Genomic DNA, 12,682 nt, shown 5'->3' on the forward strand with positions numbered 1-12,682 from the left:
AGACAAGGACCCTGATGAGCGACCTTCAACCGAGCAACACCGCGAGCCCGGCGCCCGTTCCGGCCGACGACGACAACCGCTACAAGGCCGTCCAGGCCAAACTCGGCGCCCTCGCCGCCGCCCTGGACGGCGCGGGCAGCGAACTGGAAACCCTGGTGCGCAGCATCAAGGGGAACGCCCAGTTCGCCGAGGACGTCGCCGCCGACATCGCCAACGCCGGCCTCGACCCGACACACGTGGACCTGGCCTCCAACGTCGGTGTCGCACTCGGCGGGGCCGGCCAGCAGGTGCACAAGCTCCAGCGCACCGCGCAGGAGACCGCCGACCTCGCCTACAGCGCCCGCACCACCCACTCCAAGCTGTACGCCGGCCTGGACGAACTCCGCTCCAACCGGCGCGAGAAGACCCCCAAGCCGGGCTTTTTCAACCGCTGATCCCACTACCCCAACCCACCCCCGCCACGGGCGGCCCCGCACACCAGTGGGGTCGCCCGTGCCTGTTGTCCGAACGGAGATCCGGTGACCACGCCGCGCAGTGTCACGCTCGAACGCCTCGCCTACACCCTCGCCGCGCCTGTGCTGGCCGTGGCCCCGAACCTCTACCCCGACAGCCCCGTCAACCAGGTCGTGCAGCTGGCTGGCGCGGCCGGGATCGGCGGCTGGTTCCTGGCCGCCAAGAGTGATGGACCCGGAGCGGGACGCAAGATCCTGCGCTGGTCTCCGCTGGTCCTGGCCGCCGCCGTCGACGTCGCCGCCGGGCACACCCCGGGCTTCGGCCCGTACTGGATGGACGGACTGCTCGCCGCCGGATGGGCGGCGGCCGGCTGCCTGGTGATGCCGTTCTCCCGGCACGCCCGCGGCCGCCACCGCCCCGCCCTCGCCACCCCGGCCCCGCAGCTGGCGCCCGCGACCGAGCCCGAGCAGCCGGTCCTCGCCGAGCCGGACGACGGCGCGAACCTGCTCACCCGCGAGACACGGATGCTGTGGGAGCAGGCCGGGAACCCCGCCCGCACCCACATCGTCAAGGCCGTCCCCCACCCGGGCATGCCCCACGACCTGACCCTCCTGCTGCGCGCCTTGGAGACCGGCCGCCCCATCACCGGGCTCACGGAGGCCGCCGTCGCCGCCGCGTTCGGTGTGCACTCCCAGGACGTCGTCCTCGCGGACATCGCCGTCCAGAGCGGCCGGCAGGGCGGCCCGGGATGGATGGAAGTCCACATCACTCCCGACGCCAACGCGCGGCGCCGTACCGCACCCACCGCCCGTGAGGAGTGGGCCGACCGGGTCGCCGCACCCAAGGGCGGCGCCCCCGGCTCCGAACTGGTCCACAAGAGCCGCGACAAGGAACGCGGGGTGACCTTCTACCGGGCCAGGATGACCGACTCCACCGAGACACCGCGTATCGACCTCGCCAAGGTCTGCCGCGCGCTGAACCTGCCCGAGGACGACTCCTGCGTATTCGTCCTCATCGACGGGGCCGAATTCCTCATCAGCGCGTTCGACCAGCCGCCGCTGTCGCAGGTCTTCACCGCGACCCGCGAGCTGCTCACCCCGGACGCCAAGGGCATGTTCGTGTGCGGGTTCACCATCACCGGCCAGCCGGTGAAGAACATGGTGTTCCAGCACGACAAGAACGCCGCCTCCCACGGCCTGGTCCTCGGCGTCAGCCGGTCCGGCAAGACCCAGTACTTCGCGATCAACATGGCTGCCCAGTCCCTGGCCGGTCAGGTGGTGTGGCTGTCCACCGTCCGCAAAGACGAGAAGACCACCGTCCTCGGCAAGTACATCGACCGGCAGGGCTCCAACGCGCTGTGGATGGCCCGCCAGCTGCGCGCGGCGAAGGCGCTGTGCGAGATCCGGGCGGAGATGCCCTGGCCGCACGACGGCCAGCCGCACGACTACAAGCCCGGCGATCCGCGCTGCCCCTACCGGCAGCTGAACGTGTACGCGGATGAGTTCATGACCGCCGCGCAGGACGGGGACTTCGGCGAGTTCATTCAGAAGGACGGCGAGGACCTCACGGTCACCGGCCTGAAGTACGGCGTCGGCTTCAACCCGGCCGGCCAGTCGCCGTTCGCGCACAACGGGTTCAGCACGGACATGAAGGACAACCTCCGGCAGAACTCACGGCCGGTGATCTTCAACATGGGTTCGCCCGGCGCCACCCGCAAAGCCGCCGAGGGCACCATGGAGAACCCCTACGAGGTGCCGACCATCCCGGCCCGCTACTCCCGCAGTGAGGGATCCGCGATCGAGCGGGCCATGCGCGGCGAGGCCGACCCCGAGAACGGCGTCAGCACGGGCGGAGTCGCGGTCATCGTCCTCGACAACGGCCGCGCCGTGCTCATGCGGTCGCTGTTCGCGGACTTCGACACCGACCTGTCCGGCATCTTCCCCGACCAGGTCAACCGGCTCACCGACTACGAGATCAGCGAACTGACCAAGCGCGGCCTGTGGTTCGACTGGAACGAACCCGTACGGCCCGGCGAGTTCTGGCCCGAGCCCGACGAAGACGACGGCGACGACAGCGGCGGCCGCTCCCGCCGCCGCGGCAACAAGGGCGGCGGCAAGCGCGGGGCCGCGTCCGGCAACAGCACACCGACGGTCACCTCAGCCCGCCAGGCACTGGAAGCGATCAAGTCCCTCAACAACGCCTGACCCCCAACCTCCTGCGCCCTCCCCGCCAGCCCGGCCGGGGAGGGCGCACCCGTTCCCGCCCCGGATGGAGAACCGCCGTGACATACGACCCCACCGCCCGCCCCCTGTCCCCGGCCACCGAGGCCGCCGAAGCCGAACGGCTCATCACCGAGGCCTACAGCCCCGGCACCACCCCGACCGTCCCGGCCGTGACGTCCTACCGGGACAACACCCCGCTGCCCGCGTACGGCACCACCCCGCCCGTCGCGCAGCCGGGCCGCCCGCCCATGAGCCAGCGCGCCACCGACATCAGCGGTGTCATGCTCGCCGGCAGCGTCGCCTCGGTCCCCGTCGGCGGGATCAGCTGCCTTGTCCTGTGGACGCTCGGCAGCGTCGACCCGGTCAACCTCGCCATCGGCGGACTCACCCCGGTCGGGATCCTGCTCGCCGCCAGCGCCCTGCTGAGCCGCCTCAAGAGCGTCCACACCGAGCACCACCACCACTACTCCGGCCCGGTCCACCAGGACCTCAGCACCACCACCACAAACACAGCCAAGGGCATGGTCGCCGTCAACCGCAGCCGCCACGACAGCCGCTGATCCGGGCACCCCGCCCGGCCCTCGCCCCCTGACCCGGCGGGCGGGCGAGGACCGGACAGGCCGCCCGGCCTGGAGCATCCAGGTGCTTCACGCGGACAACGGCAGCACCGCCGACACCGTCTTCCCGCTCGGACCGACGCTGACCTGCACATCCAACGCCAGGTACTGCACCAGGAACCAACCGAATCCTCCCGGCTGCGTCGGATCCTCCGTCCACGGGCGCGGCGGCCGGCAGCTGGCGTCTTCCACCGATACGGTCACCGTTCCCTCACCGGTCCGCAGTCCGAACCCGGTCACCCCGCCGGCATGCCGCACCGCGTTGGTCACCAGCTCGGACACCGCCAGCAGCACCGATTCCGCCTCCGGGCCGCCATCCGGCGCGAGGACCAGCAGAAAGCCGCGCGTGACGTCCCGCGCCCGCTCCGCCAGCTGCGGGCTGGCTCCCTTCAACGATTCGTAGTCCTCCTCGGGTGAATGCACCATCGCGCTCTCCGCCACCGTCGACACTCAGTGCCCACCCGGGTTCCCGAGGCTGGCCGGCCTAAGCCCGACGGTTCAGGAACAGGCACTCACGCACCACCCCTCCCATCCCTCAACAGAACGGAGAACTCGTGGCCGTCATAGGCGTGCTGACGGAGCCGACCCCGCCGACCTGGTGGAAAGCGAACCGGCACAAGGTCTACGGCATCGGCGGACTGCTGATCGGCTACTGGCTCGGCAGCCACCTGCACGGCGCCCCCGACCAGCCGCAGCAGCCGCGCCCGTGCCACAGCACCCCCGCGCCGACCACGCCCGGCATACAGCGCACACACACGGCCCCCGCCCACCCCTGACCCGTCACCACCCAGCGCCCCCGCCGACCCTCACGCCGGTGGGGGCGCGGCCTGTTCACCGACGCCCGGAGGAACCCGATCGTGCTCATTCCCCGCCCGCGCCGCCGGATCGGCCGGCCCCGCCCGCAGCGCCCCGGCCCCCGCTACCCGCACCGCCCGGCACAGCTGCCCGGCGCCTGGATCCGGTGATGCCCCGGACCAGGAAGCGCCGCCGCCGTCACGAAGTCGTGCGGTTACTGCGCGGGGCGCAGGGGCTGCCGGAGTACGACCGGGGCGCCTGCCCCGACCATCTGCTGACCCGCCGCCAGCTCCGGGACCAGAACCTCAGCAAGGGCGGGCACGATCCGGTCGGCATCCTGCGCTGCGCCCCCTGCCGCTACACCCCGCAGTGGTCGTGCACCCACCCCTTGCGCGGCTACCTCTACGACGTCCACCAGGCCGTGCCCAAGCGGGTGCCGACCCTCGCTCAGGAGTGGGCCCTTGACCGGGCGATGGCCGCCCGGCAGACCTGCCCCGAGTGCCACCGCAGGTACGTCTACTGCCTCCCCCTGAAGACCATCGGCAGCTGCCTGGAGTGCCACGACGGCACCCCGGCCGACCCGACCAGCTACACCCTGCCCGCGGCCGCCCACCGGCTCGCCGCCTGACCTTGAGAGGACATCCGTCCGTGACGATCCTGCCCGACACCGAGCCCCTCACCACGTCGTACACCCTGGACCAGGCCCTGGACGACGCCGTCCGCGACACCGACGCAAAGATCACCCGCACCGACAGCAATGCCTCGCTGTTACTGGCGTTCGTCGGTGCCGTCCTCGCCGGACTCGGCTCCACCATCGACGACCACCTGCCGGTCCTGACCGCCGTGGCCGGAGAACTCGCCATCCTCGCCCTGGCGGCCGTGCTCCTGCTCCTGGTCGTCCGGCCCCGCCTGTCCGGCCGCGACCGCGCCTCTTTCCCCTACTGGGCACGCCTGCTGGACGACTCGCTGATCCTCGCGAGCATGACCGGCGACACCCGCGCCGCCCGCATCCGTGTCCTGTCCCGGATCGCCGTCGCCAAGTTCACCCAGCTCCGGCGCGCGGTCGACCTGATCCTGCTCGCGCTGGCTCTGCTCGCGCTCGCCGCCGCCAGCCTCGCCCTGTAGATCCGCCCCGGGGCAGGCACCTGGCGTCCAAACACATGCGCCTGCCCCGGGCCCATCCCACCCCGTACGAAACGAGAGGGAGAGCCCAAGTATGAACCCCGCCTTACGCGTTCACGCCCGCCTCGGGCAACGCGCCCTCCTGGTGACCACCGCCGCCCTGCCGCTGACCGGCTGGACCGTCCACGCGTACACGCTCCACCGGCAGTTGGCCGCATCCCGCCGTGACCCGCTGACCGGCCTGCTGCGCCGCGACACCTACACCGCCCGCGCCCGCCGGATCCTCGCCCGCCACGGCGACACCGCGGTCGTGGTCCTGGTCGACGTCGACCACTTCAAGGCAGTCAACGACACCTTCGGGCATCCCGCCGGAGACGCCGTCCTCGCCGCGACCGCGGCCCGGCTCACCGCGTGGGCGGGCCCGCACGGCGCCGCCGGCCGCCTCGGCGGTGACGAGTTCGCTGTCGTCGTGCAGCTGGCGGCCGGCGCCCGCGGCCGCCGCTTCGAGCAGCTGCTCCGCATGCTCCACACCCCGGTCATCCTGGACGACGGCCGCACCGTCGACGTCGCTGTCTCCGTCGGCGCGGCCACCCCTGACGCGATCGGCACCCGCGACCTGAGCACGCTGCAGCGGGCCGCCGACACCGCGCTGTACGCGGGCAAGCACACCGGCACCATCGCCGTCGCGGGCCGCGCGGACGTCACCGTGCCGTCCGTCAACGGCCGCCGACAGGGCCGCCCCGGCACGCACCTGTGGGGGCCGGCCGCATGACCATCTACCGTCACGGCACGGAGGACCCGCGTTTCCCCCGGCCTCAGAGCCCGACCCTCACCCGCTGCCAGCGCCAGCCGGAGGCGTTCGACTTCGAGCGTGGCGACTATGCCCGCAAGGCGCCGGAGCTGGAGCAGGCCCGCCGCGCCTGCTCCCGCTGCCCACTGGCTCCCGACTGCCTCCTGTGGGCGCTGGTGAACAGGAGCATGACCCCGGTCGGGATCATCGCGGGCACCACGCCCCGGCAGCGCACCCAGCTGCGTACCCGGCTGGCCGCCCGGCTCGGACCGGACTGGATTGACGTCCTCGCCGACCAGGAACAGGCCCGCCGGCACCGGACTGCCGAGCCAGGCAACGCCGCATGACCGTCAGGAGGACGGCGCCGTTCGAGCCGGGCCTGATCCCGGAGCCCGGCGCTCTCCTGGACTGGCGGGACGCCCGCCATTTCGACCACTGGCAGGACAAGCCGTGCGTGCTGTGCGGCGGCCCGACACCGAGGCGCTCCCACGCCGGAGGCCGTGCACAAGACGTGCGCAGAGGACTGGATCGCCGCCAACCACACGGAGGCGCGGCTCGGACGGTTCGCCTCCGACACCCAGCCCAAGTCCTCCAAGAGCCGCATCGGCGACCACGCCTGACCCCTGCTCGATCACTCCGCACGGAGGGCTCATCCATGAGCAGCACTCCCCGCGACACCGACCGCGCTCTCGCCTACCCGGAGCCGCCGGCCTCCCTGTGCTGGCATCGCCACGGGCCGACGCACCCGCCGCTCACCCCCGAACAGCAGCAGCGCAACCGCGAGGTCCTGGCCCTCGCGCTGCGCGCCCCCCGGCGCCGCTCCCCGCGCACCACCGCCACCCGATCGGAGACACGATGACCAGCACCCTGCCCTACGCCCCGGACAGCCCCCTCGCGGTCCTGCTCGACATCGCCGCCGACACGGCCGGACCGGACGACGACGAGCAGCGCGAGGACGCCGCGACGGCGGCCGCCCACCACGTCTACTACGCCTACGCGGGCACCCTCGCCCAGGTGGTCGACGCGGTCGACTGGCGGGGCTACCCGTCCGTCGCCGCCGACGGCGGCCGCCGTCTCGAACCTGCCGCGGTCGCCTGGCTGGACGGCGGTGCGTGGCTGCACCACACTCTCCGCATCACCGAACGCGAAGGCGCCACCGACGTCCTGACCCTGATCGTCCCCTGCACCTGCGGGCGCGGCTACGTCGACATCACGCTCGACACCGAGGACGTCATGGTCGAGATCCTCACCGACCTCGCGCCCACCCAGGGACGCTCCCCGCACCTCACCGACACCCCCGTCGACTGCGCCAGCGTCCAGGCCGTCCCGCCCCTCCGGCAGCTCAACCCCTGACCGCTACGGGCGGCCCACCCATGCACGGTGGGCCGCCCTCCGTCTCCAGCGCCCCCACATGAAGGGACCCCATGCACAGCACCAGCGACACCTCCCGCCCGCCGATCGTCGTCCTGTGCGGATCCACCCGCTTCTGGGAACAGCTCGCCGAGGCCGCCCTGTACGAGACGGCCGCTGGCCGGATCGTCCTCACCCTCGGCTGCAACCTCAAGCAGCCACACCCGCTGTGGGCCACCCCCGAGCAGGCCGACCGCGTCAAGCGGATGCTCGACACCCTGCACCTGCACAAAATCGACCTCGCCGATGACGTCCTGGTCGTCAACCCCGGCGGCTACATCGGCGCCAGCACCCGCCGAGAGATCGACTACGCCCGCAGCCTCGGCAAACCGATCCGCTACACCCACCCGTGACGGATGGCAGCGACCATGGCTGACACGACGGCCCGCAACCCGGACCACGCCGGCACCCCACGAATCGAGCTGGTGTCGTTCGGCTTCCTGCACCTGGATGCCGTCCCTGAGCTCTCCATTTTCCGGACTAGGAACGTGGCGGTCGACTGTGGTGCCTTCCGACGTCCAAGGACGGACCCGGACAGGCGAGTTGACCGGTCCGCGAGCCTTGATCGCTGCCGAGCCTGCTGATTGGCTGGCCTGCATGACTGAGTTAGGGCCCGTTGCCTGGCCACCTGCCCCGATCATGACCGAGAGGCTCGTGCTCCGTGAGCCCGAGGCCCGGGACCGTGCGGCGGTCATCGAGTTGTTCACCTCGCCCGAGGTGGGCACTTACATCGGTGGCCCTCGACAGCGTGACGAGTTCGAGCGTGCGGTGCCCGAGGCGCCCAGGCGGCGCCCTGGCCTCTTCGTGGTCGATCTCGACGGGGCGATGATCGGGATCGTCACGCTCGACCGGCGCGATCCGGAGCATCCGGTCCACGTCCGCCCCGGGGCCTCGGAGGCCGAGCTCGGCTACATGTTCCTGCCGCAGGCGTGGGGACATGGGTACGCCGCGGAGGCGTGCGTGGCGGCACTCGACTGGTGCGCCGGAGCGCTGCCCGGCGAGCCGGTGGTGCTCACCACACAGACCGTCAACGAACGCTCGATGCGCCTCGCGGCGAAGCTGGGGTTCACCGAGGTGCAACGGTATGAGGATTGGGGCGCCGAGCAGTGGTTCGGCATGTGGTCCCCGGTCGCGCTGTCCGACTGAGGTCGTGCTCGGCATGCCTGTCTTCACCGATGTCGCACTGTCACCACCGCCAGAAGCGGTAGAGCGCGAGCCCGAAGGCTGACTCGTCTTGCACCAACGGAGCCACCGGCCCCGCAGCCGGGCCGCTCGCATCACCAAATTCACGCGGGCGGAGCAGGCAGATGTGCTGGGACGAGCAGACGACATGGAAGAGCTCGTTCCTCAACTCCGTTGTCCCCGTCTGGCTCTACCCGATACAGCTGGGCCTGAGGCGTGCGAGTCACCGTGTCCGTCAACTGACCGTCGGTGAAGAGGGCACCGACGCCGTCCTCCACTGCCCAGCCGGCCGGAAGCGCGTGGTTTGCCACGGCCGTCTGATAGGACGACCGACGCCCCGGCTCGCTGTCGTAGTGGGGGCAGACCGAGCCGGACAGCACACCCAGCCCATCCGAGAGGTGAGTCAGCGGCCCGAAGGAATCGGTATGCGAGCCCTCGGCCCAGCAGTTGGCGCCAGCACTGATGCCACACAGCAGGGTCCCGCGGTCGAAGGCCTCGCGCAGTAGCCGGTCCACGCCGTGCGCACGCCAGACCGCCAGCAGGTTCGCGGTGTTGCCCCCACCCACATAGACGACGTCCTGAGAGAGCAGGAACGTTCGTAGGTCGTCGTCATCGAGGTCCCGCCGAAACAGCTGCAAGACACTGGGCTCGCAGGCACGTGCCTGGTATGCCGCGAGGAATTGCTCGACGTAGGCGGGGGCGTCGCCACTGGCTGTCGGAACGAAGCACACCTTGGGCCGAGGCGCCCGCACCTGATCAAGCACCCAGTCATCCAGCAGACCATCGTCCTCGGTGGAGAAGCCGCCTCCAAGGAGAGCCAAACGACGCCCCGGAATGACAACCACGAGGGTGCCTCCTCAGTTCACGATCCAGACGCGGACGATGTCCCGAACGGTGCCAAGCCAGCGGCTCCGTCCGCAATCGAATAGGCCCTCCGCCGACGCAAAGTCCTCTCCACCCAGGACCAACCGCGGAACGCTCCGTCACCCGCTCAAGCTCAGCCTCCAGCCTCCCCGCGTTTTGACGACCTGAGGAACCGACCATCGGTGCCCGGCCCTGCAGAGATGCGGGGCCGGTCCCCTTTCGCGTTGGGGATGGTCGTGCGCATCCCACGTAAGTGATCTTCGACGGATTATCACGCCGTGATAATCCGCGCGGCCCTGCTACGCCTGCCCCGACCTATCACGGCGTGATAATCGCTACCCACTGACGGGGTGAAACCCTGTCAGAGCGCGTTAACCGGGTGCCACAGAAGCAGCAGGAGTCAGTAAGGTGACGTCGTGGCCTCTCCATACCCTGACGGAGACCGGGAAAAGGTGGCGTCCAAGCTCCCCCCGGCACTCCAACGCGAACTGAAGATCCGGTGTGCCGAACTCGGCCTGGACATCCAGGATGCCGTCGAAGCCGGCATCACCTCCTGGCGGGCCAGCACCCGCCCATTGCCCGAGATCGACACGGCAGGCGCCAAGTCGTTCTCACCGTGGCTGCCCCCGGGCCTGTACGACGACCTCAAGGCCACCTGCGCCGACCGGTCCGTCTCCTACACCCAGGGCCTCGCACAGAGCGTCAGGCTCTGGCTGGACGAACACCCCTCCCCACAGGACGCTCAGTCCGCCGACCCGGTGCGGATCATAAACGCCAACCAGAAGGGCGGCGTCGGCAAGACGACCGTGTCCCTCGGAATGGCAGAGGCCTACGCCGAAGAGCCCGAAGCCGCCCGCACCGCGCTCACCCGCTTCCTCGACTCCCTCGCCTACAGCGACCTCAAGCGCATAGGGAAGACCAAGGCCGACGTCCAAGACCTGCTGGAGCGGGCGACGGTCGGCGGGCGGCGGGTCCTGGTCGTCGACTACGACCCACAGAGCCACCTGTCCGACCAGCTCGGTATCCAGCAGATCCAGCCCGGACGGGAAAGCCTCGTCTCCCACATGATCGGTGAGGCGGAGGGCGATCTGCGCGACCTGATCGTCACCGTCGAAGACCCACGGTTCGGGCGCCGCCTGGACGTGCTGCCCGGCGCGTTCGACGGGTTCGTACTCGACTCCCGGCTCGCTCTCACCGCCGCCCAATCGCGCGGTTTCCAGAAGGAAGTAGCCCTGGAGCGGGCGCTGAGGCCGATCGAGAACGACTACGACGTCATCATCATCGACTGCCCGCCCAGCCTCGGTCTGGCCATGGACGCGGCCCTCTACTACGCGCGCCGGCGCCGTAACGAACGCCCCGGCCGCTCCGGCGTCCTGATCCCGGTCCAGGCCGAAGACAGCTCAGCGACCGCGTACCGCATGCTGGTCGACCAGATCGAGGACCTGCGCAAGGACCTCGGTCTCGACATCGACTACATGGGTTTGGTGGTCAACCAGTACGACGCCCGGCGCGGCTTCGTGGCCACATCGTCCCTGGACCAGTGGGCGAACCTGGAAGACCAGCGCGTCCTGGCCGTCCTGGACGACCTCAAGGAACAACGCGAGGCGGTCCGCGTCAAACAGCCGTTGCTCTCGTACGCACCGCACTCGAAGCAGGCCAACACCATGCGGATGATCGCGATGGAGGCAACCCCGTGAGCAAGGCCGCCCAACTCGGCAGCGGAACCGCGTTCGGCGCGGCTGCCGGCGCCCGCAGTTCCCGACGAGATGTCTTCGGCCACGCCATCGGCGAAGGCGGCACCACGATGGCAGCGGTCACCGATCTGCCGGTCACGCAGATCAGCGACAACCCCGACAACCCACGCAACCACCTGCGCAACCTGGACGACACCGTGGCCTCCGTGCGTGAAGTCGGTGTCATCCTGCCCATCGTCGTCGCGACGACCGAGGCATACCTGCACGACCGGCCCGACCGCACCGACGACCTGGACGACGGCGCGCACTACGTCGTAGTCGACGGCCACCGCCGCCTCGAAGCCGCCCGCCGCGTAGGCCTGGCCACCATCCCCGTCCGCGTCGACAACGCCCGCGTCAGCACCGACGAATCCCTCCTCGAGGCCGCATTCATCGCGAACTACCACCGCGACGACATGACCGAACTCGAAGAGGCACACGCGCTCCAGCAACTGGTGACCTACTACGGGAGCCAGACCAAGGCCGCCCGGCGACTGGGCATCCCCCAGAACACCATCTCCAGCAAGCTGTCCCTGCTGAAGCTGTCACCGGAACTGCAGAAGGATCTCGTCACAGGCGAGCGGACGGTGGAGCACGTACGCAACCTTGGCAAGCTCTCCCCCGCCGACCAGAAGAAGAAGGCAGACGAGCGTGCCGCCGCCGACCGCCGCAAAACGGCGGCACCTCCGGCGCCAGCTGACCCACCAGCCGACGACACCACGGAGGCCGGGCAAGTATCACGCCGTGATAATTCCGTGACGACGCTGCCGGTGCAGGACGACCGGTCACCGGAAGGCCGGAACGCGACGCTTCCCGAACCACGTGCCGACGACGACGCCTCCCCGGAGGACCAGACTGCGGAACGGCAACCGAGGAAGCCGTTCCCCTACGACAGCGGGTTGGACGCGGCGCATCTCCTCATCCACAAGATGGCACCCGAGGAGTTCAACACGATGCTGGACGTGCTCAACAAGCACCACAACCGGCAGACCGCCGTCTGAACGCAAATCCTGCCTCGGTCGGGGTCATGGTCCCCGGGGTGGCCGACGAAGTGGTTTGCGGCGCTCCCGGCGCCGGCATCCCCGCCTGCCTCATCCATTCCGTGAACCGCGGCACCCCCGGCCCCGTCGCTCGACGGGGCCGGGGGTGCCGCGGGTGCTGACGTATCGCACGGCCGTACCCCACTGCTCCATGACCGGGGCCATGCACCACTGGCACAGCGGGCTGCCGCCGCTGCCGTAGCGGTGGGTCTTGCGCTGGCTTCTCTGCACTTCACCTGAATGGGCGGCGAGGGGATTCGGTTCGGAGACGACCCCAGCGCCGTGGCAGACAGGGTCTTGAAGCGTGCGTGGCACGCCTGGCGGGCCCAACTGGGCCACGGAAGGTTCTGTTGCCCTCCGGGCACTGGGGCGAGGCTGGACGCTGGCACAGGGCGTCGGCGTGGACTGACCTGCAGCGCACTGTCCGCATCGCACTGCGCCGCTCCACCGAGTC

General features: G+C 70.4%; 16 protein-coding genes. 14 read left to right on the plus strand and 2 right to left on the minus strand.

Going from position 1 to position 12,682, the window contains the following annotated elements:
* Positions 1 to 14 precede the first annotated feature (14 nt).
* The 3 genes from ABTY98_RS39520 (at position 15) to ABTY98_RS39530 (ending at position 3,235) form a co-directional block, all read left to right on the plus strand.
* Positions 15 to 434, plus strand: a complete 420-nt coding sequence (locus ABTY98_RS39520; RefSeq protein WP_352225990.1) for a conjugal transfer protein TraB — start codon at positions 15 to 17, stop codon at positions 432 to 434.
* Positions 435 to 518: 84 nt separating this feature from the next.
* Positions 519 to 2,657 carry a chromosome segregation protein ParM gene (locus ABTY98_RS39525; protein ID WP_352225991.1) on the plus strand — a complete coding sequence of 713 codons (2,139 nt, stop codon included), beginning with the start codon at positions 519 to 521 and terminating at the stop codon, positions 2,655 to 2,657.
* A gap of 77 nt (positions 2,658 to 2,734) precedes the next feature.
* Complete coding sequence (locus ABTY98_RS39530; RefSeq protein ID WP_352225992.1) at positions 2,735 to 3,235, plus strand: hypothetical protein; 501 nt, start codon at positions 2,735 to 2,737, stop codon at positions 3,233 to 3,235.
* Positions 3,236 to 3,322: 87 nt separating this feature from the next.
* Here ABTY98_RS39530 and ABTY98_RS39535 read toward each other — a convergent pair whose 3' ends face one another.
* Positions 3,323 to 3,742 (minus strand): ATP-binding protein, encoded by a 420-nt coding sequence (locus ABTY98_RS39535; RefSeq protein ID WP_352225993.1) that lies wholly within the window; start codon positions 3,740 to 3,742, stop codon positions 3,323 to 3,325.
* Positions 3,743 to 3,846: 104 nt separating this feature from the next.
* Between ABTY98_RS39535 and ABTY98_RS39540 the strand changes: the two genes are divergently transcribed.
* From ABTY98_RS39540 to ABTY98_RS39580, 9 genes are all read left to right on the plus strand, one after another.
* Positions 3,847 to 4,068 carry a hypothetical protein gene (locus ABTY98_RS39540; protein ID WP_352225994.1) on the plus strand — a complete coding sequence of 74 codons (222 nt, stop codon included), beginning with the start codon at positions 3,847 to 3,849 and terminating at the stop codon, positions 4,066 to 4,068.
* 188 nt (positions 4,069 to 4,256) lie between these two features.
* Positions 4,257 to 4,715, plus strand: a complete 459-nt coding sequence (locus tag ABTY98_RS39545; protein ID WP_352225995.1) for an RRQRL motif-containing zinc-binding protein — start codon at positions 4,257 to 4,259, stop codon at positions 4,713 to 4,715.
* A gap of 20 nt (positions 4,716 to 4,735) precedes the next feature.
* Complete coding sequence (locus tag ABTY98_RS39550; protein WP_352225996.1) at positions 4,736 to 5,212, plus strand: Pycsar system effector family protein; 477 nt, start codon at positions 4,736 to 4,738, stop codon at positions 5,210 to 5,212.
* Positions 5,213 to 5,303: 91 nt separating this feature from the next.
* Positions 5,304 to 5,981, plus strand: coding sequence for a GGDEF domain-containing protein (locus tag ABTY98_RS39555; protein WP_352225997.1), 678 nt, complete (start codon positions 5,304 to 5,306; stop codon positions 5,979 to 5,981).
* On the plus strand, positions 5,978 to 6,346 hold the full coding sequence (locus ABTY98_RS39560) for a WhiB family transcriptional regulator (RefSeq protein ID WP_352225998.1): 369 nt from the start codon (positions 5,978 to 5,980) through the stop codon (positions 6,344 to 6,346). The genes ABTY98_RS39555 and ABTY98_RS39560 overlap by 4 nt, the downstream gene beginning before the upstream one ends.
* Positions 6,347 to 6,654: 308 nt before the next feature.
* Positions 6,655 to 6,858 (plus strand): hypothetical protein, encoded by a 204-nt coding sequence (locus tag ABTY98_RS39565; RefSeq protein WP_352225999.1) that lies wholly within the window; start codon positions 6,655 to 6,657, stop codon positions 6,856 to 6,858.
* Positions 6,855 to 7,352, plus strand: a complete 498-nt coding sequence (locus tag ABTY98_RS39570) for a hypothetical protein (protein WP_352226000.1) — start codon at positions 6,855 to 6,857, stop codon at positions 7,350 to 7,352. Before ABTY98_RS39565 ends, ABTY98_RS39570 begins: the two co-directional genes overlap by 4 nt.
* Positions 7,353 to 7,423: 71 nt before the next feature.
* On the plus strand, positions 7,424 to 7,762 hold the full coding sequence (locus tag ABTY98_RS39575; protein WP_352226001.1) for a hypothetical protein: 339 nt from the start codon (positions 7,424 to 7,426) through the stop codon (positions 7,760 to 7,762).
* A 244-nt stretch (positions 7,763 to 8,006) separates the two neighbouring features.
* Entirely contained in the window at positions 8,007 to 8,555 is a 549-nt protein-coding gene (locus ABTY98_RS39580; protein ID WP_352226002.1) for a GNAT family N-acetyltransferase, read from the plus strand.
* 140 nt (positions 8,556 to 8,695) lie between these two features.
* Here the strand turns inward: ABTY98_RS39580 and ABTY98_RS39585 are convergent, their stop codons facing one another.
* On the minus strand, positions 8,696 to 9,436 hold the full coding sequence (locus tag ABTY98_RS39585) for a Type 1 glutamine amidotransferase-like domain-containing protein (protein WP_352226003.1): 741 nt from the start codon (positions 9,434 to 9,436) through the stop codon (positions 8,696 to 8,698).
* A 435-nt stretch (positions 9,437 to 9,871) separates the two neighbouring features.
* Between ABTY98_RS39585 and ABTY98_RS39590 the strand changes: the two genes are divergently transcribed.
* Positions 9,872 to 11,152, plus strand: coding sequence for a ParA family protein (locus ABTY98_RS39590; protein ID WP_352226004.1), 1,281 nt, complete (start codon positions 9,872 to 9,874; stop codon positions 11,150 to 11,152).
* Positions 11,149 to 12,189: a ParB/RepB/Spo0J family partition protein gene (locus tag ABTY98_RS39595; protein WP_352226005.1), complete on the plus strand. Its 1,041-nt coding sequence runs from the start codon at positions 11,149 to 11,151 to the stop codon at positions 12,187 to 12,189. The genes ABTY98_RS39590 and ABTY98_RS39595 overlap by 4 nt, the downstream gene beginning before the upstream one ends.
* Positions 12,190 to 12,682: the final 493 nt, after the last annotated feature.

Origin of the sequence: Streptomyces sp. NPDC096040 (assembly GCF_040303265.1) — a bacterium.
Taxonomy (GTDB): Bacteria; Actinomycetota; Actinomycetes; order Streptomycetales; family Streptomycetaceae; genus Streptomyces.